The organism is Aeromicrobium sp. (genome assembly GCF_032084975.1).
GTDB lineage: Bacteria > Actinomycetota > Actinomycetes > Propionibacteriales > Nocardioidaceae > Aeromicrobium.
In genome coordinates this window covers 29,366-55,826 of record NZ_DAMDLR010000017.1, presented here as the reverse complement: position 1 = coordinate 55,826, position 26,461 = coordinate 29,366, and the positions used below count along the sequence as shown (strand labels likewise).

The 26,461-nt window shown below is 69.9% G+C and carries 27 protein-coding genes; 7 read left to right on the top strand and 20 right to left on the bottom strand.

Translation table 11 applies throughout. The annotated features are described in order from the left end of the window. The 5 genes from RT323_RS06560 to RT323_RS06540 all read left to right on the top strand — a co-directional run. A partial coding sequence (locus tag RT323_RS06560) for a transketolase-like TK C-terminal-containing protein (protein ID WP_313406114.1) occupies positions 1 to 700 on the top strand: 700 nt, incomplete at its 5' end. After that, positions 700 to 1,605, top strand: a complete 906-nt coding sequence (gene deoC / locus RT323_RS06555; RefSeq protein WP_313406112.1) for a deoxyribose-phosphate aldolase — start codon at positions 700 to 702, stop codon at positions 1,603 to 1,605. The genes RT323_RS06560 and deoC, both read left to right, overlap by 1 nt. Before the next feature lie 5 nt (positions 1,606 to 1,610). Further along, entirely contained in the window at positions 1,611 to 3,050 is a 1,440-nt protein-coding gene (locus tag RT323_RS06550; RefSeq protein WP_313406110.1) for an aldehyde dehydrogenase family protein, read from the top strand. Beyond that, positions 3,047 to 3,901, top strand: a complete 855-nt coding sequence (locus tag RT323_RS06545; RefSeq protein WP_313406109.1) for an aldehyde dehydrogenase family protein — start codon at positions 3,047 to 3,049, stop codon at positions 3,899 to 3,901. Before RT323_RS06550 ends, RT323_RS06545 begins: the two co-directional genes overlap by 4 nt. Positions 3,902 to 4,009: 108 nt before the next feature. Continuing rightward, positions 4,010 to 4,579, top strand: a complete 570-nt coding sequence (locus RT323_RS06540; RefSeq protein ID WP_313406107.1) for an ATP-binding protein — start codon at positions 4,010 to 4,012, stop codon at positions 4,577 to 4,579. A 28-nt stretch (positions 4,580 to 4,607) separates the two neighbouring features. On the opposite strand, the gene RT323_RS06535 is transcribed toward RT323_RS06540, so the two are convergent. The 9 genes from RT323_RS06535 to RT323_RS06495 form a co-directional block, all read right to left on the bottom strand. Continuing rightward, positions 4,608 to 5,684, bottom strand: coding sequence for an adenosine deaminase (locus RT323_RS06535; RefSeq protein WP_313406105.1), 1,077 nt, complete (start codon positions 5,682 to 5,684; stop codon positions 4,608 to 4,610). After that, entirely contained in the window at positions 5,681 to 6,142 is a 462-nt protein-coding gene (locus RT323_RS06530; RefSeq protein ID WP_313406104.1) for a MaoC family dehydratase, read from the bottom strand. Before RT323_RS06530 ends, RT323_RS06535 begins: the two co-directional genes overlap by 4 nt. 52 nt (positions 6,143 to 6,194) lie before the next feature. Continuing rightward, the gene (locus tag RT323_RS06525) at positions 6,195 to 7,478 is read right to left on the bottom strand and encodes a thymidine phosphorylase (RefSeq protein ID WP_313406101.1); all 1,284 of its coding nucleotides are present in this window, start codon (positions 7,476 to 7,478) and stop codon (positions 6,195 to 6,197) included. Positions 7,479 to 7,551: 73 nt separating this feature from the next. Further along, positions 7,552 to 8,721 (bottom strand): cytochrome P450, encoded by a 1,170-nt coding sequence (locus tag RT323_RS06520; RefSeq protein WP_313406119.1) that lies wholly within the window; start codon positions 8,719 to 8,721, stop codon positions 7,552 to 7,554. A gap of 5 nt (positions 8,722 to 8,726) precedes the next feature. After that, the gene (locus tag RT323_RS06515; RefSeq protein ID WP_313406100.1) at positions 8,727 to 9,143 is read right to left on the bottom strand and encodes a cytidine deaminase; all 417 of its coding nucleotides are present in this window, start codon (positions 9,141 to 9,143) and stop codon (positions 8,727 to 8,729) included. Between the two features lie 28 nt (positions 9,144 to 9,171). Further along, positions 9,172 to 10,431 (bottom strand): ABC transporter permease, encoded by a 1,260-nt coding sequence (locus RT323_RS06510; protein ID WP_313406098.1) that lies wholly within the window; start codon positions 10,429 to 10,431, stop codon positions 9,172 to 9,174. Positions 10,432 to 10,507: 76 nt separating this feature from the next. Next, entirely contained in the window at positions 10,508 to 11,605 is a 1,098-nt protein-coding gene (locus tag RT323_RS06505) for an ABC transporter permease (RefSeq protein ID WP_313406096.1), read from the bottom strand. Next, positions 11,602 to 13,164: an ABC transporter ATP-binding protein gene (locus RT323_RS06500; RefSeq protein ID WP_313406093.1), complete on the bottom strand. Its 1,563-nt coding sequence runs from the start codon at positions 13,162 to 13,164 to the stop codon at positions 11,602 to 11,604. Before RT323_RS06500 ends, RT323_RS06505 begins: the two co-directional genes overlap by 4 nt. 101 nt (positions 13,165 to 13,265) lie before the next feature. Continuing rightward, complete coding sequence (locus tag RT323_RS06495) at positions 13,266 to 14,303, bottom strand: BMP family ABC transporter substrate-binding protein (RefSeq protein WP_313406091.1); 1,038 nt, start codon at positions 14,301 to 14,303, stop codon at positions 13,266 to 13,268. A gap of 156 nt (positions 14,304 to 14,459) precedes the next feature. Here RT323_RS06495 and RT323_RS06490 point away from each other — a divergent pair, with 156 nt between their 5' ends. Then, positions 14,460 to 14,930 (top strand): universal stress protein, encoded by a 471-nt coding sequence (locus RT323_RS06490; protein ID WP_313406089.1) that lies wholly within the window; start codon positions 14,460 to 14,462, stop codon positions 14,928 to 14,930. Position 14,931: 1 nt separating this feature from the next. Here RT323_RS06490 and RT323_RS06485 read toward each other — a convergent pair whose 3' ends face one another. The 5 genes from RT323_RS06485 to RT323_RS06465 form a co-directional block, all read right to left on the bottom strand. After that, positions 14,932 to 15,408 carry a hypothetical protein gene (locus tag RT323_RS06485; protein WP_313406087.1) on the bottom strand — a complete coding sequence of 159 codons (477 nt, stop codon included), beginning with the start codon at positions 15,406 to 15,408 and terminating at the stop codon, positions 14,932 to 14,934. 105 nt (positions 15,409 to 15,513) lie between these two features. Beyond that, on the bottom strand, positions 15,514 to 15,948 hold the full coding sequence (locus tag RT323_RS06480) for a hypothetical protein (RefSeq protein ID WP_313406084.1): 435 nt from the start codon (positions 15,946 to 15,948) through the stop codon (positions 15,514 to 15,516). Further along, the gene (locus RT323_RS06475; protein ID WP_313406082.1) at positions 15,945 to 16,466 is read right to left on the bottom strand and encodes a hypothetical protein; all 522 of its coding nucleotides are present in this window, start codon (positions 16,464 to 16,466) and stop codon (positions 15,945 to 15,947) included. Before RT323_RS06475 ends, RT323_RS06480 begins: the two co-directional genes overlap by 4 nt. Before the next feature lie 101 nt (positions 16,467 to 16,567). Then, positions 16,568 to 17,734, bottom strand: a complete 1,167-nt coding sequence (locus tag RT323_RS06470; RefSeq protein ID WP_313406079.1) for an amidohydrolase — start codon at positions 17,732 to 17,734, stop codon at positions 16,568 to 16,570. A 67-nt stretch (positions 17,735 to 17,801) separates the two neighbouring features. Further along, complete coding sequence (locus tag RT323_RS06465) at positions 17,802 to 18,332, bottom strand: CGNR zinc finger domain-containing protein (RefSeq protein ID WP_313406076.1); 531 nt, start codon at positions 18,330 to 18,332, stop codon at positions 17,802 to 17,804. Positions 18,333 to 18,371: 39 nt separating this feature from the next. On the opposite strand from RT323_RS06465, the gene RT323_RS06460 reads away from it, so the two are divergent. Beyond that, positions 18,372 to 19,373 (top strand): DMT family transporter, encoded by a 1,002-nt coding sequence (locus tag RT323_RS06460; protein ID WP_313406073.1) that lies wholly within the window; start codon positions 18,372 to 18,374, stop codon positions 19,371 to 19,373. Here the strand turns inward: RT323_RS06460 and RT323_RS06455 are convergent. The 6 genes from RT323_RS06455 to RT323_RS06430 all read right to left on the bottom strand — a co-directional run bounded on the left by RT323_RS06455 (position 19,308) and on the right by RT323_RS06430 (position 26,459). Continuing rightward, positions 19,308 to 20,600 carry an MFS transporter gene (locus RT323_RS06455; protein WP_313406070.1) on the bottom strand — a complete coding sequence of 431 codons (1,293 nt, stop codon included), beginning with the start codon at positions 20,598 to 20,600 and terminating at the stop codon, positions 19,308 to 19,310. The two genes, RT323_RS06460 and RT323_RS06455, sit on opposite strands and share 66 nt — an antisense overlap. Before the next feature lie 76 nt (positions 20,601 to 20,676). Then, positions 20,677 to 21,093 (bottom strand): MarR family transcriptional regulator, encoded by a 417-nt coding sequence (locus RT323_RS06450; protein ID WP_313406067.1) that lies wholly within the window; start codon positions 21,091 to 21,093, stop codon positions 20,677 to 20,679. A 308-nt stretch (positions 21,094 to 21,401) separates the two neighbouring features. Beyond that, positions 21,402 to 22,904, bottom strand: a complete 1,503-nt coding sequence (locus RT323_RS06445) for a carboxypeptidase-like regulatory domain-containing protein (protein ID WP_313406065.1) — start codon at positions 22,902 to 22,904, stop codon at positions 21,402 to 21,404. A 141-nt stretch (positions 22,905 to 23,045) separates the two neighbouring features. Next, on the bottom strand, positions 23,046 to 23,780 hold the full coding sequence (locus RT323_RS06440) for a succinate dehydrogenase/fumarate reductase iron-sulfur subunit (RefSeq protein WP_313406062.1): 735 nt from the start codon (positions 23,778 to 23,780) through the stop codon (positions 23,046 to 23,048). Next, positions 23,777 to 25,735 carry a fumarate reductase/succinate dehydrogenase flavoprotein subunit gene (locus tag RT323_RS06435; protein ID WP_313406060.1) on the bottom strand — a complete coding sequence of 653 codons (1,959 nt, stop codon included), beginning with the start codon at positions 25,733 to 25,735 and terminating at the stop codon, positions 23,777 to 23,779. Before RT323_RS06435 ends, RT323_RS06440 begins: the two co-directional genes overlap by 4 nt. Before the next feature lie 7 nt (positions 25,736 to 25,742). Continuing rightward, positions 25,743 to 26,459, bottom strand: a complete 717-nt coding sequence (locus RT323_RS06430) for a succinate dehydrogenase cytochrome b subunit (RefSeq protein WP_313406058.1) — start codon at positions 26,457 to 26,459, stop codon at positions 25,743 to 25,745. Positions 26,460 to 26,461: the final 2 nt, after the last annotated feature.

Below are 26,461 nucleotides of genomic sequence, written 5' to 3'. Positions count from 1 at the left end.
GCTCGCGGCCCTCATGGGCCTGCCCGTCACGTACGTGTGGACGCACGACTCGGTCGGCGTCGGCGAGGACGGTCCGACGCACCAGCCGGTCGAGCACCTGTGGTCCCACCGCGCGATCCCGGGCCTCGACGTCGTGCGCCCCGGCAGCTGGACCGAGACGATCGACGCGTGGACGCGGATCCTCGAGTCCGACCGCCCGTCCGCGCTCGTGCTGAGCCGCCAGGGTGTGCCCGTCACCGGCGACCACGTCCTGCCCGAGCACGGAGCCGCCCGCGGCGCCTACGTGCTGGCCGACACCGACGGCACGCCCGACGCGATCATCGTCGCGACCGGCTCCGAGGTCGGCCTGGCGATGACGGCGCGCGAGCAGCTGGCCGAGGCCGGCGTCGCCGTCCGCGTCGTCTCCGCGCCGTGCCTGGAGTGGTTCGAGGAGCAGGACCGCGCCTACCGTGAGTCCGTGCTGCCGCGCTCGATCACCGCCCGGGTGAGCGTCGAGGCCGGCACCGGCACCGGTTGGCACAAGTACGTCGGCACGGACGGTGAGATAGTGAGTGTGGAGGAGTTCGGCGCGAGCGGTGCCGGTGACCTCGTGCTCGCCGAGCGCGGCATCACCGTCGACGCCGTCGTCGCCGCGGTCCACCGCAGCATCGCGTCCACCGCACCCGACCAGACCAGTCCGCTTCCCGGAGGGAACAGCTGATGACCAAGACCCTGATCGCCGGGCTCGACCGCCTGCCCGGCGTCGACCAGGTCGGCCTCGAGTCACGGGCGGCGCAGCTGGCCACCCGCTCGATCAAGACGACCTCCAAGCAGTGGGCCATCGACCTGGCCATCTCGATGGTCGACCTGACGACGCTCGAGGGCGCCGACACCCCCGGCAAGGTCCGCGCGCTCGCCACCAAGGCGCTGCGCCCCGACCCGACCGACCCGTCGTGCCCGCAGGCCGCCGCCGTCTGCGTCTACGGCGACATGGTCCCGTACGTGCGTGAGGTCGTCGGCGATCGCGTGCACGTCGCGGCCGTCGCCACCGCGTTCCCGTCGGGCCGCGCCGCGCTCGAGGTCAAGCTGGCCGACACCGCCGCCGCCGTCGCGAACGGCGCCGACGAGATCGACATGGTGATCGACCGGGGTGCGTTCCTCTCCGGCGACCTCGCGACCGTCCACGACCAGATCGTGGCCGTCAAGGAGGCCTGTGGCCCGGCCCACCTCAAGGTGATCCTCGAGACCGGCGAGCTGCAGACCTACGACAACGTCCGCCGCGCCTCGTGGCTCGCGATGGACGCCGGCGCGGACTTCATCAAGACCAGCACCGGCAAGGTCCAGCCCGCCGCGACGCTCCCGGTCACCCTGTTGATGCTCGAGGCCGTGCGCGACTACCGCATCGCCACGGGTCGTCAGGTGGGCGTCAAGCCCGCGGGCGGCATCCGGAACACGAAGGACGCGATCAAGTACCTCGTGGTCGTCAACGAGATCGCCGGCGAGGACTGGCTCCACCCGGACTGGTTCCGCTTCGGCGCCTCCTCGTTGCTCAACGACCTGCTCATGCAGCGCCAGAAGATGCTCACCGGCCGCTACTCCGGCCCCGACCACGTCACCTTGGACTGATACCCATGCCGAAGTTTGAATACGCCCCGGCCCCCGAGTCGCGCGCCATCGTCGACCTGGCCGCCAGCTACGGCCTGTTCATCGACGGTGAGTTCACCGACGGTGGCGGCGAGCCCTTCAAGACCGTCAACCCCGCGACCGAGGAGGTCCTGGCCGAGGTCGCCGAGGGCAACGAGGCCGACGTCGACCGCGCCGTCCGCGCGGCCCGCAAGGCCTACCAGCGCGTCTGGGGCCCGATGCCCGGCCGCGAACGCGCCAAGTACCTCTTCCGGATCGCCCGCATCCTGGCCGAGCGCAGCCGCGAGTTCGCCGTCCTCGAGACGCTGGACAACGGCAAGCCGATCAAGGAGTCGCGCGACGTCGACGTCCCGCTCGTCTCGCAGTGGTTCTTCTACCACGCGGGCTGGGCCGACAAGCTCGATCACGCCGGCCTCGGCCCGAACCCGCAGCCGCTCGGCGTCGCCGCCCAGGTCATCCCGTGGAACTTCCCGCTGCTCATGCTGGCGTGGAAGGTCGCGCCGGCGCTGGCGGCCGGCAACACCGTCGTGCTCAAGCCCGCCGAGACCACGCCGCTGACCGCCCTGCTCTTCGCGGACGTGTGCCGCCAGGCCGAACTGCCGGCCGGCGTCGTCAACATCGTCACCGGCGCCGGTGAGACGGGCCGGCTGCTCGTCTCGCACCCCGACGTCGACAAGGTCGCGTTCACCGGCTCGACCCCGGTCGGTCGCGAGATCGCCCGCACCGTCGCCGGCACGGACAAGCGCCTGACGCTCGAGCTGGGCGGCAAGGCCGCGAACATCGTGTTCGAGGACGCGCCGATGGACCAGGCGATCGAGGGCATCGTCCGCGGCATCTTCTTCAACCAGGGTCACGTGTGCTGCGCGGGCTCGCGCCTGCTGGTGCAGGAGAGCGTCGCGGAGGAGGTCCTGGACCGCCTGAAGACCCGCATGGCCACGCTGCGCCTGGGTGATCCACTGGACAAGAACACCGACGTCGGCGCGATCAACTCGGCCGAGCAGCTGGGCCGCATCCGCGACCTGGCCGCCACCGGCGACGACGAGGGCGCTTCGCGCTGGAGCGCTCCGTGCGAGCTGCCCGAGCGCGGCTACTGGTACGCCCCGACGATCTTCACCGGCGTCACGCAGGCCCACCGGATCGCCCGCGAGGAGATCTTCGGCCCCGTCCTGTCGGTGCTGACCTTCCGCACGCCCGCCGAGGCCGTCGAGAAGGCCAACAACACACCGTTCGGCCTGTCCGCGGGCGTGTGGACCGAGAAGGGCTCGCGCATCCTCTCGATCGCGAACCAGCTGCGGGCCGGCGTCGTCTGGGCCAACACGTTCAACCAGTTCGACCCCGCCTCGCCGTTCGGTGGGTACAAGGAGTCCGGCTACGGCCGCGAGGGTGGCCGCCACGGGCTGGCCTCCTACCTGGAGGGAAGCAAATGAGTGATCGACTCGACGTCCGCAAGACGTACAAGCTGTTCATCGGCGGGGCGTTCCCGCGCTCGGAGTCCGGTCGCACCTTCGAGGTGACCGACTCCAAGGGTCGCTTCCTGGCCAATGCCTCGAAGGCCTCGCGCAAGGACGGTCGCGACGCGGTCGCCGCCGCGCGCAAGGCGTTCGGCGGCTGGTCGACGCGCACGCCGTACAACCGCGGCCAGATCCTCTACCGCGTGGCCGAGGTCCTCGAGGGCCGCCGCGACCAGCTGGTCGCCGAGGTCCGTGCCGCCGAGGGCGTCACCGAGAAGCGAGCCAACGCGATCGTGGACAACGCGGTCGACACGTGGGTCTGGTACGCCGGTTGGGCCGACAAGCTCTCGCAGGTCGCCGGCAACGCCAACCAGGTGAACGGGCCGTTCTTCAACCTGACGTCCCCCGAGCCGACGGGCGTCGTCGTCATCGCGGCCCCGCAGCAGTCGTCACTCCTGGGACTCGTCGAGGTGCTGGCCCCCGTGCTGGTGGGCGGCAACACCGCCGTCGTCGTCTCCTCGTACGGGCGCCCGCTGCCGGCGATCACGCTGTCGGAGATCCTGTCGACGTCCGACGTGCCGGGCGGTGTCGTGAACATGCTGACGGGCGACATCACCGAGGTCGGGTCGTGGCTGGCCGGGCACCTCGACGTGAACGCGCTCGACCTGACCGGCGTGGACGATGCCGACGTCGCGCGCGACCTCGAGGCCGAGGCCGCGATCAACCTCAAGCGCGTCCTGCGTCCCGGCACGCCGACGGCCCAGTCGCTGCAGCGGATCACGCCGTTCCTCGAGACCAAGACCGTCTGGCACCCGATCGGCGTCTGACCGTCCCGGGGGACGCAGGATGAGGCATCTCGCCCCGCTGGGGTACCCGAATGCATCGTCCTGCGTCCCCCCGGCGGCCCGCTGACCCACGGCGATAACCTCGTACCTGTGCCGCACGTCGTGATCCTCGCCGGCCCCTCCGGCTCGGGGAAGTCGCACCTGGCCGAGCGGCTCGGGTGGACCGTCCTGCGGCTCGACGACTTCTACCACGACGTCGACCACCCGAACCTGCCGCGGAGCACGCTGGGCATCCCCGACTGGGATGATCCCCGCTCATGGAACCACGAGGCCGCGATGGCCGCGATCACGTCACTGTGCCGCGACGGGCGCGCCCACGTCCCGGTCTACGACATCTCGGTCAGCCGCGTGGTCGGCACGCACGAGGTCGTGCTGACGGGCGACCGCTTCATCGCCGAGGGACTGTTCGCGACCGACATGGTCGCGCCGTGCCGCGAGGCCGGCGTGCTGGACGCGGCGATCTGCCTCACCCGGCCCCGGCCGATCGTCTTCGCGCTGCGCCTCGTTCGCGACCTGCGCGAGGCCCGCAAGCCCCCGATGACCTTGGTGCGCCGCGGCTGGCGCCTCATGAAGGACCAGCCCCGCGTCATCGCCGAGGCACTCGAGGCCGGCTGCGTTCCCATGCACCCCAAGCGCGCCTACCGCTTCCTCACGCGCTGACCCGAGCCACCGTCCCCGCCACCAGCGGTCACGCCTGGGCTGCGTACCCCGGCTTGATGACCTCGTTGATCAGCACGAGTCGCTCGTCGAACGGCAGGAACGCGCTCTTCATCGCGTTGACCGTGAACCAGCGCAGGTCGCCGAGGCTGTAGCCGAAGGCGTCGGTCAGCAGGTTCATCTCGCGACCGATGGAGGTACCGCTCATCAGCCGGTTGTCGCTGTTGACCGTGACCCGGAAGTTGAGCTCGGCGAGCGGGCCGATCGGGTGGTCGGCGATCGACGTCATCCCCGGGACGGCACTGGTCTGCAGGTTCGACGACGGGCACATCTCGAGCGGGATGCGCGAGTCGCGGATGTACGACGCGAGACGCCCGAGCCGGGGAGTGCCGGAGAAGTCGATGTCGTCGACGATCCGCACGCCGTGGCCCAGCCGGTCGGCGCCGCAGCGCTGGACGGCCTGCCAGATGGACGGGAGCCCGAACGCCTCGCCGGCGTGGATCGTGAAGTGCATGTTCTCGCGGCGCAGGTACTCGAACGCCTCGAGGTGCAGGATCGGCGGGAAGCCGTCCTCGGCACCGGCGATGTCGAAGCCCAGCACGCCGCGGTCGCGGTACTCGACGGCCACCTTGGCGATCTCGAGCCCGCGCATGGCGTGACGCATGGCGGTGAGCAACTGGCCGACCACCATGGTGCGACCCGAACCGGTCACGTCGGCGACACCTTGGTCGATGCCCGACTGGACGGCCTCGACGGCTTCCTCGATCGAGAGCCCGGCACCCTGGTGCTGCTCGGGTGCCCAGCGCAGCTCGGCATAGACGACACCGTCGGCGGCCAGGTCGTGGACCGCCTCGCGGGCCACGCGGGCCAGGTCCTCGGGGCGCTGCATGACGGCGGTCGTGTGCTGGAACGTCTCGAGGTACCGCACGAGCGAGCCCGACGACGACGCCTCCTCGAACCACGCACCGAGCTGGTCGGGCGCCGCCGGCAGGTCGTGGCCGATCTCGAGCGCGATCTCGGCGACGGTCTCGGGGCGGACTCCCCCGTCGAGGTGCTCGTGCAGCGCGACCTTGGGGACGACCGCGATCTGCTCGGGAGTGGCCCTCATGCGCCCGGCTCCATCAGCAGCGTGACGGCCTCGGCGATGCAGGCGGGCTTCTCGCCGCCCTCGATCTCGACGGTGTGCTGCAACGTGACCTGCTGCCCCTTCTCGATGTCCGTGACCTCGAGGACCTCGACGCGGATGCGGACCCGCGAGCCCACCCGCACGGGCGCCATGAACCGGACGCGGTTGAGGCCGTAGTTCACGCGAGCGAGGTCGCCGGCGAAGGCGAAGACCTGGGCACCCAGGAACGGCAACAGGGACAAGGTGAGGTAGCCGTGGGCGATCGTGGTGCCGAACGGGCCCTCGGCCGCACGCTCGGCGTCGACGTGGATCCACTGGCGATCACCGGTGGCGTCGGCGAACATGTCGATCCGGTCCTGGTTGATCTCGATCCACGAGCTGACGCCCAGTTCGGTCCCTGCGGAGGCAGCGATCTCGTCTCGGTCGTTCAGGATGCGCATGACCTCGAACCTACCTTGTCGCCTCGGGCCGCCGGCGTGGTGCGTGTGCCCCTCAGCCGATCCTGTCGATGACCAACGGAGTCGTCTCGGGAGCGGAGTCGCCGATCTCCCAGCCGCCGTCGAGGGCCTCGCGCGCCCGCTCGAACCGCTCGGGCGTGTCGGTGTGCAGGGTCAGCAACGGCTGGCCCGCCCGTACCGTGTCACCGGGCTTCGCGTGGATCTCGACGCCGGCCGCCGCCTGCACGTCCTCGCCGGGTCGTGAGCGTCCGGCACCGAGCCGCCACGCCGCCACGCCGACCGCCATGGCGTCCAGCGAGGTCAGCACGCCATCGGTGTCGGCCGTGACGACCTCGGTCTCATGGGCCGTGGGCAGCGCCGCGTCCGGGTCGCCGTCCTGGGCGCGGATCATGGCCTTCCAGACGTCCATCGCGCGGCCGTCCCGCAGCGCGTCGGCCGGATCGACGTCCGTCACGCCGGCGCCGGCGAGCATCTCGCGGGCCAGGGCGACCGTCAGCTCGACGACGTCGGCCGGCCCTCCGCCGGCCAGCACCTCGACGGACTCACGAACCTCGAGCGCGTTGCCCGCCGTGAGGCCCAGCGGCACCGACATGTCCGTCAGCAACGCGACGGTCCTGACGCCGGCATCGGTGCCCAGCGCGACCATCGTCTCGGCGAGCTCACGCGCGTCCGTCAGGCTTTTCATGAAGGCGCCCGACCCGACCTTGACGTCGAGCACGAGCGCGCCCGTGCCCTCGGCGATCTTCTTGCTCATGATCGAGCTGGCGATCAGCGGGATCGCCTCGACGGTGCCGGTGACGTCGCGCAGCGCGTAGAGCTTCTTGTCCGCCGGCGCCAGCCCCGAGCCGGCGGCGCAGATGACCGCACCGATGTCCTCGAGCTGGGTCATGATCTCGTCGTTCGACAGGGCGGCGCGCCAGCCGGGAATCGCCTCGAGCTTGTCGAGCGTGCCGCCGGTGTGGCCCAGGCCGCGCCCGGACAGCTGGGGCACGGCGACGCCGCAGGCCGCCACGAGTGGCGCCAGCGGGAGGGTGATCTTGTCGCCCACGCCGCCGGTGCTGTGCTTGTCGGCGGTGGGGCGCGAGAGCGACGAGAAGTCCATCCGCTCGCCGGTGCTGATCATCGCGGCCGTCCAGCGGGCGATCTCGCGGCGGTTCATGCCGTTGAGCAGGATCGCCATCGCGAGGGCCGACATCTGCTCGGGCGCCACGACCCCGCGGGTGTAGGCGTCGACCACCCAGTCGATCTGGTCGTCGGTCAGCTCGTGGCCGTCGCGCTTGGCGATGACCACGTCCGTGGGGGCGAACTTCTCAGTCATGCCGGCACCTCCGTGGAAAAGGCACAGCACGCCGGCACCGGCATCGACGTTCTCATTTCTCGCTCCCGCTCAGTCATGCAGACACCTGGATGCTCTCGTAGCCGCGCAGCACCCAGGTGGGGCGCCGCGGGGACTCGCCGGTCAGGACGAGGTCGGGGAATCGGTCGAGCAGGGCACGCAGCGAGATGCTCAGCTCGAGGCGCGCCAGCGGCGCACCCAGACAGAAGTGGATGCCCAGGCCGAAGCCGACGTGCGGGTTCGGGTCGCGGCCGACGTCGAACGTGTCGGCGTCCTCGAACACCTCGGGGTCGCGGTTGGCCGAGCCCATCAGGCACGCGACCTTCTGGCCGGCCGAGACCACCTGGCCGGCGACCTCGACGTCCTTCGTGGCCGTGCGCTCGAACAGCTGGAGCGGAGCGTCGAAGCGGATCAGCTCCTCGAGCGCGATCTCGATCGGCACCTCGCCGCTGGTGACCCGCGCCAGCTGGTCGCGGTGGGTCAGCAGCGCATGGAAGCCGTTGCCGAACGTGTTGACGCTGGCCTCGTGGCCCGCGTTGAGCAACAGCACGACGGTGGCGACCAGCTCGTCGTCGGAGAAGCCCTTGCCCGCGTCGGTCTCGGCGATGAGGTCGCTGACCAGGTCTTCGCCGGGCTGGCGGCGCCGCATCGCGATGACCTCGTGCACGTAGTCCGAGAACGCGGCACTGGCCTCGAGCGCGGCGAGCTTCGTGGCCTCGTCGATGTCCTTCTCGTACATGTGCACGATCGCCTGACTCCAGCGGCGCAGGTCCTCGTGGTCCTCACGAGGAACGCCCAGCAGGTCGCAGATGACGTAGACGGGCATCGGCTCGGCGTAGTCGGCCAGCACGTCGAACGTGTCCGGCAGGGCGGCGACCATGTCGGCGGCCAGGGCCTCGATGCGGGGGCGCATGCGCTCGACGTGCCCGCGACCGAACGCGCCGGCCAGCAGGCGCCGCATGCGCGTGTGGGCCGGGGGCTCGTTCTCCATCAGCTGGTTGCGGTGGAGCGCGTTGAACGGCTCCATCTCCTCGACCGGCTCCCAGTCGTTCCACAGCCGGCCGAACGCGCGGTTCTTCAGGACGGCGCCGACGGTCGCGTGATCGGTGGCGAGCCACATCGACCACGGTTCGTGCCACACCAGCGGACCCTGCCGGCGCAGTCGCGCCAGCGCCGGATACGGATCCTCGAGGAACTGCGCCTCGGTCGGGTCGAAGCCGGTCATCAGGGTCACGCCAGGTCCTCCACGTCGAACGCGTCCGGCAGCACGTCGGTCATCGGCTTGACGCCGGAGACGGTCATCAGCTCGCAGGACGGGCCGCCGTTCTCCCACAGCAGCTGGCGACAGCGGCCGCACGGCATGATCACCTGGCCCTCGCCGTCGACGCAGACCACGGCCCGCAGGCGGCCGCCACCGGTGGAGTGCAGGGCCGAGACCATGCCGCACTCGGCACACAGGGCGACCCCGTACGCCGCGTTCTCGACATTGCAGCCCAGCACGACGCGGCCGTCGTCGACGAGGCCGGCCGCGCCGACCTTGTACTTCGAGTAGGGCGCGTACGCGCGCTCCATGACCTCGACCGCGTACTTCTGCAGGGCCGCCCAGTCGACGGGAGCCTCGGGCGGCGTGAAGCCGAAGCCGCTCATACGGCGTCCTTCGTGAGCTGGTGAACGGTCATCCTGCAGAGCCCTTCCGGTAGACCTTGCCGTCCGCGGCGGGCATCCTCAGGTTCTGGCTGAAGACCGCCAGCACGAGCAGCGTCGTGACGTAGGGGGTCATGGTGGCGAGCTCGTTGGGAACCTCGTCCGTGACCATGTAGATCCCTGCCACGAAGATACCCAGCACGGCCGCGATCAGGGCCGCGCGGTGTCCGTGCTGGCGCCACTGCCAGATCGCGAGCATGACCAGGAAGACGGCGACCAGCAGCAGCACCGCGTGGACGGTCTCGCCGCCGCCGCGCAGCCGCAGCGTGTCGGTGTAGCCGAACAGCGTGGCACCGGCGAACAGGCCGCCGGGACGCCAGTTGCCGAAGATCATCGCGGCCAGGCCGATGTAGCCGCGGCCGCCGGTCTGGCCGTCGCGGAAAGCGTTGGCCGCGACGAGCGCCAGGAAGCCGCCGGCCAGTCCGGCGAGGCCGCCGGACGTGATGACGGCGATGAACTTGTAGCGGTACACGTTGACGCCGAGCGACTCCGCCGCGGCCGGCGACTCACCGCACGAGCGCAGGCGCAGGCCGAACGCGGTGCGCCACAGCACCCACCACGTCACCACGAACAGAGCGATCGCGATGACCGTCAGCACGGACATGTTCGTCACGAGCGCCCGCAGCACGGAGGCGAAGTCCGAGACGAAGAACCAGTGCTTCTGCTCGATCTCGCCCAACGGCTCGGACAGGCCCGAGATCGTGATGTTGGGCAATCGGTCGATCGGCGGCGACTGGGTCTGGCCGCCACCGGGCACGCCGCTGAAGGCCATGCCCGCGAGGAACTGGACCGCGCCGGCCGCGATGATGTTGATCGCGACACCGGAGACGATGTGGTCGACCCCGAAGTAGACGGTGGCGACGGCGTGCAGCAGGCCACCCGCGGCGCCGAGCAGGATCGCGCCGACGACGCCCTGCCACGGACCGTAGAAGTAGCCGAAGTAGCCCGCACCGAAGGTGCCGAGCATCATCATGCCCTCGAGGCCGATGTTGACGACGCCCGCGCGCTCGGACCACAGGCCACCCAGGCCGGCCAGGCCGATCGGGACGGCCGCGATCAGGGTCGCGCGGATCGTGCCTGAGGACGTGAGGTCGTCGACGCCCGTGACGATGCGCAGCAGAGACATCACGACCAGGATGCCGGCGATGCCGATCAGCATCCACGGCCAGCTCAGGCGGAAACGACGCTTGGCGGCCGGGGCGCCGGCGACGGGGTCGGTCGCGACGCTCATCGCGCCACCTCCTGGGAGAAGCAACGGTAGGCAGGTGCCGCCATGAGCAGCCCCATTCTCGCTCGCTGGCGCTCGCTCATCGCGCCACCTCCTTCTCACGGGGTGCGGCATCCAGGGCCGCGGCGACGTTTCGCTGCTCCATGCGGACGCCGTAACGGCGCACGACCTCGTAGGCGATGACGACGGCCAGGACGATGACGCCCTGGGTGACCTTGACGATGTCCGGCGAGACGTCGAGCAGGATCTGCAGCGGGTTGGACTGCTGGTCCAGGAACGCGAACAGCAAGGCACCGAGTGCGATGCCGACCGGGTGGTTGCGTCCCAGCAGCGCGATGGCGATGCCGGCGAAGCCCAGCCCGGACTGGAACGTGGAGCCGTAGGCGTAGTCCTGGCCGAAGAGCAGCGGCAGGCCCACGAGGCCTGCGATCGCTCCCGACAGCAGCATGGTGACGAGCATCATCTTCTTGACGTTGATGCCCGACGCCACGGCGGCGCTCTCGGACTGGCCCGCGGCACGCAGGTCGAACCCGAAGCGCGTGCGGTTGATCACGAGCCAGTAGCCGATGCCGACCAGGATCGCGATGACCACGAAGCCGTAGACCTCGCCGCCGAGGAAGGGGATCCCCGGGATGTGGCTGCTCTCGGGCAGCGGCTTGGTCGAGATGACGTTGCTGCCCTCCTCGCGCACGGCGACCTTGCGCAGGAAGTACGCCACGACGGCCGTGGCGATCGAGTTCAGCATGATCGTCGAGATGACCTCGGAGACGCCGCGCGTGACGCGCAGCAACCCGGCGATGCCGGCCCACATGGCGCCGACGAACATGCCGGCGACCAGGGCCAGCGCGATGTTGAACGGACCCGGGAGCCACGCCTCGCCGGCGACCCAGGCGGCCGCGAACGACGCGATCCGGTACTGGCCGTCGACACCGATGTTGAACAGGTTCATCCGGAAGCCGATCGCCACCGCGACCGCCGACAGGTAGTAGACCGTCGCCGAGTTGACGATGTTGATCATCGTGCGGTTGCTGGGCCAGCTGAGGATCTGGCTCCACACGCCGATCCAGTCGTCACCGGCCAGGATCAGCACCAGGCTCGTGACGATGAAGGCGGTCAGCAGGGCCAGGACCGGAGCGGCCAGGGCGAGCGCGATCCGGTTCAGTCGCGACTGCGTCATCGGGCGTCCTCCTCGTCGGCGGCGCCGGTCATCGCGGAGCCGAGTTGCTGCGGGGTGACGCTGGCGGGATCGAACGTGCCGACCAGCTGACCGCGCAGCAGGACCGCGATCGTGTCCGAGAGGCCGATCAGCTCGTCCAGGTCGGCCGAGATCAGCAGCACGGCCAGGCCGTTGCGACGGGCGCGCTTGATGTGGTCCCAGATCGCGGCCTGCGCGCCGACGTCGACGCCGCGCGTGGGGTGGGCCGCGATCAGCAGGCTGGGCTCGCTGCTCATCTCGCGGCCGACGATCAGCTTCTGCTGGTTGCCGCCCGACAGCGCGCGGGCCAGGGTGTCGATGCCGGGTGTGCGCACGTCGTACTCCCGCACGATCCGCTCGGTGTCCTCCCGTGCGCCGGCCCGGTCGATGAACGGACCGGCGATGTTGGGCTCGCGCGTCTGGTGTCCCAGGACGCGGTTCTCCCACAGCGGGGCGTCCAGCAGCAGGCCCTGCCGGTGGCGGTCCTCGGGGATGTAGCCGATGCCCGCCTCGCGGCGGCGGCGCGTGGACCAGTCGGCGATGTCGCCGTCGTTGAGCTCGATGACGCCGGTGGCGTCGGGGCGCATGCCCATGATGGCCTCGACCAGCTCGGCCTGGCCGTTGCCCTCGACACCCGCGATGCCCAAGATCTCGCCCCGGTGGATGGCGAAGGAGATGTCCTCCAGCAGCGGGCGACCACCGGCGGGGTCGGGCAGCCCCAGCTCGCTGACCTCGAGCACCTCGACGTCGGTGACGGTGGAGGCCTCGGTGCTGGGGCTGGGCAGCTCGGAGCCGACCATGAGCTCGGCCAGCTGACGTGCCGTGACGCTGTGCCCCGGCACGGTCTCGACGGTGGTGCCGCGGCGGATCACGGTGACCGTGTCGGCGACGGACAGCACCTCGTCGAGCTTGTGTGAGATGAAGATGACGGCCAGCCCCTCGGCCTTGAGCCCCCGCAGGTTGTCGAACAGCTCGTCGACCTCCTGGGGCACCAGGACCGCGGTCGGCTCGTCGAGGATGATGATGCGGGCCCCGCGGTAGAGGACCTTGAGGATCTCGATGCGCTGGCGCGCACCGACGCCGAGGTCGGCGACCAGGTCGTCGGGGCGGATGCCCAGTCCGTAGGTGTCGGAGAGCTCGCGGATGCGCGCGCGGGCGCCGTCGCCGATGCCGTGCATCTTCTCTGCGCCCAGGACGACGTTCTCGAGCACCGTGAGGTTGTCCGCGAGCATGAAGTGCTGGAACACCATGCCGACCCCGTGCGCGATCGCGTCCGAGGGCGTCGACAGGCTGACTGCGTCTCCGTCGATCTCGATGACGCCCGAGTCGGGCTTCTGGACCCCGTAGAGGATCTTCATCAGCGTCGACTTGCCGGCGCCGTTCTCGCCCACGATCGCGTGGATCGTGCCGCGACGGACGTCGATGTCGATGTCGTGGTTGGCGATGACGCCGGGGAACGTCTTGCCGATGCCGCGCAGGCGGACGACGACGTCGGTGGAACTGGAGGGACCGGCTGGGGGCGCGGTCGGCGTGCTGCTCACGGTGTCACCTTTCGGTGGTCGGCGGACCCAAAGAGCAGGCCCGGCCCCACGCTACTATCGCGCAGGGCCGGGCCGAGGGCCTCAGTGCTTCGAGGACTCGCTCACTTGGACGGGACCGTGATGGTGCCGTCGATGATCTGCTGCTTGTACTCGTCGAGCTGGTCGGCGATGTCGTCGATGTGACCGCCGGTCTTCGAGTAGCCGACGCCGTCGACCTTGAGGTCGTAGACCTGCGGGCCGGCCTTGGGCGCACCGTCGTCGACGCTCTTGAGGAAGTCGAACACGGCGACGTCGATGTTCTTGACCATCGAGGTCATGATGACGTCGCGGACGGCCTCGTCGGCGGTCTTGGCCTGGTCGGAGTCGACGCCGATGGCCCACGTGGACGCGTCGGTGGCGGCCTGGAAGACGCCGCCGCCCGAGCCGCCGGCCGCGTGGTAGACGACGTCCGCGCCCTTCTCGAACATGCCGGTGGCGGCCGTGTTGCCCTTGGCCGGGTCGGCGAAGCCGCTGAAGTCCGGCGGCGTGCTGAGGTAGACCGACTGGACCTTGATCTTCGGGTCGACGGCCTTGACGCCGGCCTTGTAGCCAGCCTCGAACTTCTTGATCAGCTCGGTGTCGACGCCACCGATGAAGCCGACGTTGCCGGTCTCGGACTTGAGCGCGGCGGCGGCACCGACGAGGAAGGAGCCCTGCTCCTCGGCGAAGACGAGGTTGGTGATGTTGTCACCCAGGACCGTGCCCTCGTCGACGATGGCGAAGTTGACGTCCGGGTTCGCCTTGGAGATCTTGTCGACCGACTGGCCGTAGGCGAAGCCGACGGCGATGACCGGGTTGTAGCCGGCGTCGACGAGCTGCTGGAGGCGCTCCTCACGAGCGGACTCGGGCTCGCCGTCCTGGGCCTCGGCGTCCTTGACCTCGAAACCGAGCTCGCAGGCGGCCTTGTCCAGGCCCTTCGCTGCGGAGTCGTTGAAGGACTGGTCGCCACGACCGCCGACGTCGAAGGCCATGCCGACCTTGACGTCGCCCTTCTCGACACAGTCCTCGTCGCTGGCGCTGTCGTCCGTCGACTTCTTGGAGCAGCCTGCTCCGGCGAAGACCAGGGCCGTCACGGCGGCCACGGCGGTCAGTTTGTTCACACGACGCACTTTTTCCTCCTCGGGGCTGCGCCCGGAAGAGGGCGCACGCGATGTCACCACGAGGGTAGGCGTCCCAGGTGTCGCCGTTGCCCACTCCGCACGAACGGGGCACAACTGTCACCGAACCGTAATCAAATGGCGGACTAGGATCAGGCCATGCCCTTCTCAGGACCCATCGTCGTCGGACACGACGGCTCGGACTTCGCCGATCACGCCTTTCGCTGGGCGCTGAAGCTCGCCCAGCGGGCCCACATGCCGGTCACGGTCGTGCGCGCCTGGACGATGCGCACCGCGCCGCGTCCCAAGACCCAGGAGTTCGGCTACGTGCCGCCCGCGTCGGACTACGCCGAGGCCGTGCGTGAACGCCTCGAGGAGTCCACGCGCGCCGCCATGGCCGAGTTCCCGGACGTGGACGTCACCTTGAAGGTCGAACGCGGCCAACCAGCCACCGTCGTGGTCGAGGCCAGCCGCGACGCCGCGCTGCTCGTCGTCGGCCCCCGCGGGCTGGGCGGCTTCAAGGGACTGATGCTGGGCTCGGTCAGCGAGCACGCCGTCGGCGCGGCCTCGTGCCCCGTCGTGGTCGTGCGGGACGCCGGCGACCCGGCGCAGGCCGAGCCCGAGGCCTGAGTCAGTCGCGCTGACCGTCCCAGTCGACCCACACGATCGACCACTCCTGGTCGTCGGTGGCGTCGACGGACCACACCTCGTGGTCACGTTCGGTCAGGTAGCGCATCCCGCTGGTGAAGCCGTCGCACGCGACCGAGACGTCCTCCTCGCCGCTGGCGTGCGTCCGTACCGCCAACTTCCCGCCGCCGGTGCACACCACGCGGAAGGCGTAACTGCCGTCGGTGTCGAACTCGGCGGGCTGAGCGACCCCTCGGGCGGTCTGCACCGCCAGGATCGTGCCCTCCCGCACGAGGTCGAGCTTCGTCAGTCGCTCGAGCGGGGGCTCCGATGGAGAGGTGCTGGCGGAGTCGGGAGCGAGGGCAGCGACGGGCTCTGTGCCATCCGCCGTGCAGGCGCTCAGCACTCCCACCATGACCACCACGACCGCGAGCGAGTGAAGCGCGTGTTTTCCGCGGAATTCCGGGGCGGACGAGGCCATGGCCGACGCTAACAGCAGCGTGAAACCGGTGTCAACGGCGGTGACACGGACGCCGCGCGGCTTCGATGGTTGCCACGCCCGCCGCCACGCCCGGACGGCCAGGTCTCACTCCTGGTCCCAGTTCACCCACGCGACGGACCACTCCTGGTCTGCCTGCGCGTCCACCGTCCACGCCTGCGCGCGCTCGTCCATGACGAACCGCATCCGCGAGGTGTACCCCGTGCACGGCACCTCGACGGTGGCGCCGTTCCCCGCCGTGGTCGAGACCGTCACCATCTCGCCGTTCGCGCACGTGGCCAGCAGTGCGTAGCTGCCGTCGCTGTTGAAACTCGACGGCCCGGGCGTGGTCCCCCGTCCCGCGGACTCGGCCAGCACCTCCGCGCCCTCGGGCAGCTCAGGCGACGTCAGGGCGCCGGCGGAGGCCTGCGACTCGTCGGCGACGACGTCACGCGGGCCTTCGCCCGGGGTGCATGCGGCGAGCGCGGACGTCAGGAGCATCGACCCCAGGAACAGCGCCGTCCGCGCCCGCCAGCGGATCACTGCGTACGGAACCGCCACACGACCGCCGAGGGCGCCGTGGCGGTCTTCGTCGTTGTGGCGATGGCCGTCTGGTTGTTGGACCCGGTTCGGCGGATCGTGGCCCGGTAGGTGTACGTCCCGCGGTCACACAGGATCGTGGTTCGTGCCGGCACCGTCTTGCTGATCTTCGAGCCCCGGGTGGCGGAGACCTCGCCGGAGATGTTCACGGACGACTGACTCGACATGTCGGCGAGAAGCTTGATCTTGATCCCGCCGGAGAAGCTGTAGCCCATGCTCGCGGCGAACTTCGTGGTCTTCTCGACGTAGCACTCGAGCTTCGCCGAGCTGTTCGTCTGGTTGATGAGCCCGTCCGTGAAGAGCGTCTTGAACGTCGACTTCTTGGTCGACAGCACTTGGTAGCAGCGAACCTGGTTGGCCGCGGGGGTCTCGCATCGCGCCGGCGCGGCCTGAGCGCTGGTGGGCACGGCGGCAAGGCCGATTCCTGCGACGAGGGACCCGAGAATGAGCGGAACACGCATGGGCAGTCTTCTTCCCGATGGCAAGACAGCACCCCGTGCGGCCGTCTTTGGTCCACGCAAGGTAGCATCGCTCGACCAAGTGGTCAATGCGAGTTACACCGTCATTGCACGGCGGCGTTGGCCATCACCAGCGCACCGACGGCGATCGCACGCTCGTCGACCCGCAGGTTGCCCTGGTGCAGGTCGTACGTGGCGCCGCCGGGGGTCCGGGTGCCCAGGCGCGCCATCGTGCCGGGCAGCGTCTCGACGTACCAGGCGAAGTCCTCGCCGCCCAGGCTCTGCGACGTCGTCGCGACACCGTCCGGCCCGAGCGCGGCGGTGACGGCCCGGCGCAGCCGCTCGGTCACCGCGAAGTCGTTGACCACCGGCGGGACACCGCGCGTGTAGGCGAGGTCGACGCCCACGCCGAACGGCTCGACGATGTCGGCGATGATGCCGCGGACGAGGTGCTCGGCGTCGTGCCACGCGGCCGCATCGAGCATGCGCAGCGTGCCCTTGAGCTCGCCGACCGCGGGGATGACGTTGGCGGCGTTGCCGGCACTGACCTGACCCCAGACGAGGCTGGCTCCGGCGCGCGGGTCGAACCGGCGCGACAGCACGGCGGGCAGCTGGGTGATGAGGCTGCCGAGGGCGAACGTCAGGTCCTCGGTCAGGTGGGGGCGTGAGGTGTGCCCGCCGCGACCGTTGAGGACGACGTGGATCTGGTCGGAGGCGCCGGTGATCGCACCCTCGCGGATGCCGACGCGACCCACGTCCAGCGACGGGTCGCAGTGCAGCGCGAAGATCCGGCTGACCCCGGCGAGCACGCCCTCGGACAGCAGCCGCAGGGCTCCGCCGGGCATGACCTCCTCCGCGGGCTGGAAGATCAGCCGCACCCGCGTGGGCAGGCCGATCTCGCGGTCGGCCTCGGCCAGCGCGGAGGCGGCACCGACCAGCGCCGAGACGTGCACGTCGTGCCCGCAGGCGTGGGCGACACCCGGGTTCTTCGACCGCCACGGGTCCTGGGTCGTGTCGAGGATCGGGAGGGCGTCGAGGTCGGCGCGCAGCGCGACCATCGGCCCGCCGACGGGTCCGATGTCGACCGACAGGCCGGTCCCCTCGAACCGCTGCGGACTCAGGCCGAGCTTGTCCATCCACGACGCGACGATGTCGGTCGTGCGCTCTTCCTGCCACGAGAGCTCGGGGAAGGCATGCAGGTCGCGGCGGAGCTCGATCAGGTCAGGGGTGACCGTCTCCACGGTGCGCGCGATGGTCTCCTGGAACGTCATGACCTTTCGAGTCTACGCCTCCGCGACGCGCCCGCTCGCGACGTCCGGCCGGTGGAGGCGCCCAGCGTCACGCCTGCCGCGCCCGGTAGGCGGCCTGTGCCTCACGGTTCCCGCACGTCGTGCTGCAGAACTTGCGTGACCGGTTGCGCGAGAAGTCGACGACGACGTCGTCGCAGTCGGAGGCGGCGCAGACGCCGAGTCGCTCCATCTCGTCGGCGCGGATCAGGTCGATCAGGGCCATCGCGGTCTCGACCAGCACCCGTTCGTGCAACGGCCGGTCGTCCGCGATCGCGTGCACGTGCCAGTCGAGGCGGTCGTGGCGAACCAGCTGAGGCACGGCCTGCTGCTCGGCCAGGACCGCGTTCACCAGGACGACGGCGGTGTCGCGGTCGGCCCGCAGCAGCTCACGCAGCCGAGACCGGATCCCGCGGACGGCGTCCAGGTCGGCCCGCGTCCGTGGCCGCGCGCCGGTGTACTCCCAGCGGTCGAAGAACTCGTGCAGGTCGGCGAGCGTCGCCAGCCCGTCGGGCTCGGTGGCCGAGTTGGCCAGCTCCGCGGCCGATCCGAGCGCGTCGCTCACGTCAGGAGTGAAGACCATGTTGACACCTTACGACATGGAGGTCTAGCGTCAGGACTCATGAGCACGGACACTCCTGACGCCACCATCGTCGCCCGCCGGTCGGCGGCCGGCCTGGCACTGGCGCTCACGTCCGCCGTGGCCTTCGGGATGTCCGGCACGCTGGCCCGCGGACTGATGGACGCCGGCTGGTCGGCGGGCGCCGCCGTGGCGCTACGCGTCACGATCGCCGCCGTGGTCCTGGCCGTCCCCGGCGCGCTCGCCATCCGCGGACGCACCCGGCTGCTGATCACCCACGCCCGGACGATCGTGCTGTACGGACTGCTCGCCGTGGCCGGCGCCCAGCTGTTCTACTTCATGTCGGTCGCGCGCCTCGACGTCGCCGTGGCGCTGCTGATCGAGTACACCGCCCCGGTGGCCGTCGTGTGCTGGATGTGGTGGGCGGGTGGCCAGCGGCCGGGTCGCCTGACCGTGGTCGGCGCGGCCGTCGCGGCCGGCGGCCTCGTGCTGCTCCTGGACGTCGGCGGGACCGCGGTCGACGTCATCGGCGTCCTGCTCGCGCTCGGGGCGATGGTGGGTGCGGCCGCCTACTTCGTGATCTCGGCCGATGACACCAGCGGGCTCCCGCCGATCACCCTGGCGGCCGGCGGGCTGCTCGTGGCCACCGCCGTCTTCTGGCTCACGGCCCTGATCGGCTGGCTGCCGCTCTCGATGAACACGTCCCCGGTCACCTTCACCATCGGCACGGTGCCGTGGTGGGTCCCGGTGGTCCTGCTCGGCCTCGTCACCGCCGCGCTGGCCTACGTCACGGGGATCGCCGCCGCGCGACGACTCGGCTCGCGGCTCGCCTCGTTCATCGCACTCTCGGAGGTAGCGGCAGCCGTCGTCTTCGCGTGGGCCCTGCTGGACCAGAAGCCACAGCCGACCCAGTTCGTCGGAGCGCTGCTGGTCCTGGGCGGCGTCGTCGTGGTGAAGCTCGGCGAGCGCGAGGTCGGCTCAGTCGACCCCGACGAGGGCCTCGTGGTCGAGGTCCTGCCGGGAGCGCCGACGCAGCCGCGGTGAGATCTGCTCGCGCGTGACCGGATGCACCCGCGTGTAGAGCGCTGCGGCCACCACGATGCCCAGCGCGGACAGGGCACCGCCGATGATGAGCGTCCACCGCGCGCCGAACGCCTCGCCGATCCAGCCGATCAGGGGCGCCCCGAACGGCGTGCCGCCGAGGAACACCATGAGGTAGAGCGCGGCGACCCGCCCGCGCATCTCCGGTGCCGAGGTCATCTGGATCAGGCCGTTCGCCGAGGTGACCATGGTGAGCGACGAGAACCCCAGCAACGGCAGCAGCAGCGCGAACGTCAGGTAGCTCGGCATGAGCCCGGCGACGACCTCCGCCACGCCGAAGACGGTCCCGGCGACCACGACGAAGATCAGTCGCGGCCGAACGCGGCGCGCCGCCATCAGGGCGCCGGCCAGCGAGCCGATCGCCAGGATCGACCCGAGCACGCCGTACTCCCCCGCGCCCTTGCCGTAGACCTCGGTGGCCATCAGCGCGGACGTCATCTGGAAGTTCATCCCGAACGTGCCGACGAAGAACACGCACGTCAACAGCAGGAGCAGGTCGGGCCGCGAGCGCACGTAGCGCACGCCCTCGCGGACGGCGCCCTTGCGTTGCGAGGAGACAGGAGCCGGTCGCAGTCGTCGCTCGTCCAGCGCGCTGAGCGAGCCGAGCACGGCCAGGTAGCTGACGGCATTGGCCAGGATCACCCAGCCGGTCGCCTCGACGCCGCTGCCGAGCCACGCGATGAGCAGGCCCGCGAGCGCGGGGCCGATCATCCGTGCGGTGTTGAACGACGCCGAGTTCAGCCCGACCGCGTTCGACAGGTCGTCCTGGCCGACCATCTCGGCGACGAACGACTGGCGGGCGGGCGCGTCGAAGGCCGTGCCGACGCCGAACACGAACGCGATGACGTAGACGTGCCATTCCTGGACCGTCCCCGTGACGGCCAGCAGGCCCAGCAGCGCGGCGGGCAGGGCCATCGCCAACTGCGTGCACTTCAGCACCTGCTGCTTGGGGAACCGGTCGGCCACGACGCCCGCGATCGGGCTGAACAGCAGGGCGGGCAGCATCTGCAGTCCGGTCACGAGGCCGAGCGCGGCGCCGCTGCCGGTGAGGACGAGGATGAGCCAGTCCTGCGCGACGCGCTGCATCCAGGTGCCGACGTTGGAGACGAGGGCGCCGGAGGCGTAGACGCGGTAGTTGCGGACGTACAGGCTGCGGAACGTGGGACTCACGCTGTCACCGCCGCAGGAAGAACAGGGTCCGACGGTGACAGCGTGGGGCACTGACGGGTCACTCGCTGGCGCTCGCTCACGCGTCGTCCTCCGCGAGCCTGACCAACAGGTCGGTGGCATCCCGGAGGCGTGTGCGCTCGTCGGCGCTCAGCGTGGACAGGCGGCGGTCGAGCCAGAGGTCACGGCGCTGCCGCTCCTGCTCGAGGACCTTCTCGCCGAGGTCGGACATCGCCACGAGGACCTGGCGGCCGTCGTCGGGATGAGGGGTCTTGGTGATGTAGGCGTCGTCGAGCAGGCACTTGATGGTCCGGGTGACCGAGGGCTGGGACACGCGCTCGCGCGCGGCGATCTGGCTGGGCGTCGCAGGCCCGAGCACCCGCACGGACCCCAGCACCGAGAGCTGGGTGGCGGTGAGGTCGGACTGGCGCTCCTGGCGCAGGCGTCGGTTGAGTCGGGCCACCGCTTGGGCGAGACGCTGGGAGTCGGTGGGCATGTACTTAGCATAGTTCATTAACCACGCTAAACAAAGAGAGCCGGGTCACCCCGCGGTGGAACCACAGGCCCACTAAGGGGACGAGGAAGCGCTTCGAGCGCACCGGCGTCGGCCGGTACCAGCCACGCTCGAGATCTGCCGAATTCAGACCTTCTTGCCGCGGTCGGCCTTGCGCAGGCGGTAGGTGCGTCCCGTGGCGCCCGCGACCCAGCACGGTCACGCGGACCTGCGGACGCGCGCCCGGCACCGGGATACGCCGAAGGCCCGCCGTTCGGGCGGGCCTTCGGTCGATCGATCGGAGCGGGTCGTCAGCTGACCGTGAGGCGCACCCAGCGCATCGAGGCCTTGACGTGCTTGTTGCCCGAGTACACGAGCCGGTACTTGTGGGTGCCCTTCTTCAGGCCACCCACCTTGAACCCGACCTTGCTGCCCGACACCTTGGCGGCCCGGAGCACCTTCTTCCCGCTGCGGAAGGTGATCTTCCCGGTCAGCCTCGACGGGGCGATGCCGGTGTTCACCTGGACCACCACGGCAGCACGATGGTTCGGGAGCACCTTCGTCTTGTAGGTCATCCGCGACAGCGCGATCGCGAACGGGCCGACCTTCGCCGCGTAGGCGACGCCTGAGTCGTAGCCGGGCTTGGTCACGAGCACACGTGCGCGGACCTTGGCTTTCCGGTCGGAGATGCGAAGCCGGTAACGCGGCTCATCGGCTCCGGCGATCTTCGTGCCGTTGCGGTACCACTGGTAGCGCGTGATGACGCCCGCGACGTTCCAGGACCCGGCCGAGACCGAGAGCACCTCGCCGACGCGCTTGCGACCGGTGATCTTCGGCGACGCGGTCTTCTCGATCAGCGGCAGCCCGTGTGTGCCGGTCGGGCGCAGGGTGATGTCCCGATTGACCGTGGCGCCGGGGGCAACTGTGACTCGCTCAGCATCGGCGCGGACCGGCGTGCCGTAGCGAGAGCCATCCCAGTACGCGTCGGCCATGGTCCGGATGTCGCTGTCGAAGTGCACGAGGACGGGGTCGTTCGCGAGGGTCTTGACCGAGTACGAGCCCGAGCTGCTCAGCTCCACGATCGGAGTTCCGTCCCAGACACCGGAGTGCAGCTCCACGTCGACCTCCGCATACGCCGACGCCTTCATGCCCGCGGGCAACCGCACCGACCCGCGGATGACGCCGAGCTCCTCCATGGTCAGCTCGACCGACGCGGGCGTGCTGCCTGCCGCCACAGTGAACGAGGTCGACATCGCTCCGTACTTGTCGGACTTCTCCCGGTCGGAGCGGTACTTCGCCATGTACGTCCCCGGGGTCAGCCTGTCGAACGAGACCGAGGGCCCGGAGACCTCTTCGACTCCCCCGGAGGTCCACGGCAGGCCGCTGGGCCCCGCGGGGGCACTCCGGACGAGCGACACCCAGCCCGACTCACCCGCGGGGAAAGCGCTCCCGCCGGGACCGCGCAAGGTCACCTCGACCGAACCGGCGACGACGAGGTCGAAGTCCCTCCGCAGCGACTGCCCTCCTGAGAGCGTGAACTCCTCGGTTCTGACGCTGGCGTACAGCCCGTTCTTGTCGAAGACACGGACGTTGTACAGCCCCCCATCGGGAAGGTTCTCGAAGGAATACTCGGACTCACCCGCGCCCACGGTCGCGTGGTCGATGTCCCCGTTCTCCTGCTCCTCCAGCGTCACCTCGAAGTCTCCGGAAGTGATCGGGGCGCCGTTCGAGTCCCGCAGGACCCCGGAGATCGAGTTGTCGGCCGCTGCCTGAGCAGGCGGCGCGACGAGCGCACCCATGACCAGGAGCGCCATGAGCGCACCCAGAACCGGAATCCTCCATAACGAACGAAGCATCCTCAACCCCCGAGTAGTCCTGCTGTTGCTCCGGCACGTTAACACGCCAGAACGACGGAGGGGCCCGCCATCAGGCGGGCCCCTCCGTGCGAAGCGGTCTCAGACCAGCGCGTTGCGCAGGTCCTTGTACAGCGTGCTGATGACGTCGAGCGGGATGCCCTTGGGGCATGCCGCCGCGCACTCACCGATGTTGGTGCAGCCGCCGAAGCCCTCGTAGTCCATCTGCTCGACCATGCCCAGGACGCGGGACTCACGCTCGGGCTGACCCTGCGGGAGCAGGCCCAGGTGCGTGATCTTCGCGGCCGTGAACAGCATCGCCGAGCCGTTGGGGCACGCGGCGACGCAGGCGCCGCAGCCGATGCACGTGGCGGCCTCGAACGCGTGGTCGGCGTTCTCCTTCGGCACGGGCAGGTTGTTGGCCTCGGGCGCCGAGCCGGTGGGAGCGGAGATGTAGCCGCCGGCCGCGATGATGCGGTCGAGCGCGCCACGATCGACGACGAGGTCCTTGACGACGGGGAACGCCCCGGCCCGCCACGGCTCGATGTCGATGACGTCGCCGTCGCTGAACGTGCGCATGTGCAGCTGGCACGTGGTGGTGACCTCGGGGCCGTGGGCGATGCCGTTGATCACGACGCCGCAGGCACCACAGATGCCCTCGCGACAATCGGAGTCGAACGCCACGGGCTCCTCGCCGTCGAGCGTGAGCTTCTCGTTGAGGACGTCGAGCATCTCCAGGAAGGACATGTCCTCGCTGACATCGTCCAGCCCGTAGGTGACCATCTTGCCCTTGGTCGCGGCGTCCTTCTGACGCCAGACGCGAACGGTGATCTTCACTTGTAGCTCCTGGCCTTCATCTCGACGTATTCGTACTCCAGCGGCTCCTTGTGCAGGACGGGCTGGTTCTCGGCGTACTCCCACGCGGCGACGTAGGCGAACTCGTCGTCGTGACGCATGGCCTCGCCGTCCTCGGTCTGGCTCTCGGCGCGGAAGTGGCCGCCGCAGGACTCGCGACGGTTGAGCGCGTCGATGCACATGAGCTCACCGAGCTCGAAGAAGTCGCCGACCCGGTTGGCCCGCTCGAGGGTCTGGTTCAGCTCCTCGTTCTCGCCGGTGACCTTGACGTTGCTCCAGAACTCCGCCTTGAGGTCGCGGATCATCTGGATGGCCTTGATCAGGCCCTCCTCGGTGCGCTCCATGCCGCAGTAGTCCCACATGATCTGGCCGAGCTCCTTGTGGAAGGAGTCCACCGTGCGGGTGCCGTTGATCGACAGCAGCTTCTCGACCCGGTCCGTGACCGCCTGGCGCGCCTCGACCACGCGGGGGTGGTCGTCGGGCACGGGCTGGTACGGCGCCTTCGACAGGTAGTTCGCCAGCGTGTTCGGCAGCACGAAGTAGCCGTCCGCCAGGCCCTGCATGAGCGCCGAGGCACCCAGGCGGTTGGCGCCGTGGTCGGAGAAGTTCGCCTCGCCGGCCACGAACAGGCCCGTCAGGTTGCTCTGCAGGTCGTAGTCGACCCACAGGCCACCCATCGTGTAGTGCACGGCCGGGTAGATGCGCATCGGGCGCGTGTACGGGTCCTCGCCGGTGATGCGGGCGTACATGTCGAACAGGTTGCCGTACTTGGCCTCGACGGCCGGGCGGCCGAGCCGCTCGATCGCCTCGGCGAAGTCGAGGTAGACGCCCAGTCCGCCGGGGCCGACGCCCTTGCCCGCGTCGCACTGGTACTTCGCCGCACGCGACGCGATGTCACGCGGGACGAGGTTGCCGAACGACGGGTAGATGCGCTCCAGGTAGTAGTCGCGCTCGTCCTCGGGGATGTCGGCGGGGTGACGCTCGTCGCCGGACTTCTTCGGGACCCAGATGCGGCCGTCGTTGCGCAGCGACTCGCTCATCAGCGTGAGCTTGCTCTGGTAGTCGCCCGAGACGGGGATGCAGGTCGGGTGGATCTGCGTGTAGCAGGGGTTCGCGAAGTAGGCACCCTTGCGGTGCGCGCGCCACGTGGCGGTGACGTTCGAGCCCATGGCGTTCGTCGACAGGAAGAAGACGTTGCCGTAGCCACCGGTCGCCAGCACGACGGCGTCGGCGAGGTGGGTCTCGATCTCGCCCGTGAGCATGTCGCGCACGATGATGCCGCGGGCGCGCTCGGTGCCGTCCTCGTCGGGCACCATGATCAGCTCGAGCATCTCGTGGCGCGTGTTCATCTCGACCGTGCCGAGGCCGATCTGGCGCTCCAGTGCCTGGTAGGCGCCGAGCAGCAGCTGCTGGCCCGTCTGGCCGCGCGCGTAGAACGTACGCGACACCTGCACGCCACCGAAGGAGCGGTTGTCCAGGAGGCCGCCGTACTCGCGGGCGAAGGGGACGCCCTGCGCGACGCACTGGTCGATGATGTTCACCGACACCTGCGCGAGGCGGTACACGTTCGACTCGCGCGAGCGGAAGTCGCCGCCCTTGACCGTGTCGTAGAAGAGCCGGTAGATCGAGTCGCCGTCGTTGCGGTAGTTCTTCGCCGCGTTGATGCCGCCCTGCGCGGCGATCGAGTGGGCGCGACGCGGGCTGTCCTGGTAACAGAACGCCTTGACCTGGTAGCCGCCCTCGCCGAGCGTGGCCGCCGCGGAGGCGCCGGCCAGGCCGGTACCCACCATGATGACGCTGAGCTTGCGGCGGTTGGCCGGGTTGACCAGGTTCATGTGGGCACGGTGCTCGTCCCAGCGCTTCTCGATGGGGCCCGCCGGAGCGGCGGTGTCGCGGATCTCGTCGCCGACGACGTGAAAGTCCAAAGCCATGTTCATGTCTCTCTCAGTCGACGATCCCGAGCAGGATCGCCCAGGGCGGAATCAGGAAGCCGATGGTGATGATCGCCGCGACGATCCACGACAGGGGCGTCAGGCGCGAGCCGACGCGGGTGCCGCTGCCGTTGGCGCCGAGCGTGGTCAGGGCGCTCCACACGCCGTGCCACAGGTGCAGGCCGACGGCCAGCATCGCGACCGTGTAGGACAGCACGACCCACCAGATCTCGAAGCCGTTGACGACGCGCTCGTACGGGCTGTCGCTGGCGCCGCCGGGGTGGATCTGGTTCCCGGTCAGGTGCAGCAGGTGGTAGATCACGAACAGCAGGATCACGACGCCGCCCCACCGCAGGGTGAAGGACGCGTAGCTGCGCTGGATGCCCCGGCTGCCGCGCGGGGAGTGGTAGCGCTTGCCGCCCACGAAACCGGCCGCCTTGCGGTTGCGACGCCACAGCACCACGGCCGCGTACGCGTGCCCGATGATCGAGGCGAGCAGCAGGACGCGGATGATCCACAGCGCGCCCTCGTGCGGGAGGTAGGGCTTGCCCAGCACGCGCAGGTGGTGCGAGTAGTCGTCGAACGCCTCCTGGCCCGAGAAGACCTTGAGGTTGCCGTACATGTGCAGCAGCAGGTAGCCGACCATGATCAGGCCGGTCACCGCCATCAGGAACTTCAGCGCGACCGTGGACCGCTGAGCGGGCACGCGCGTCATCTGGGAAGTGGCCACGG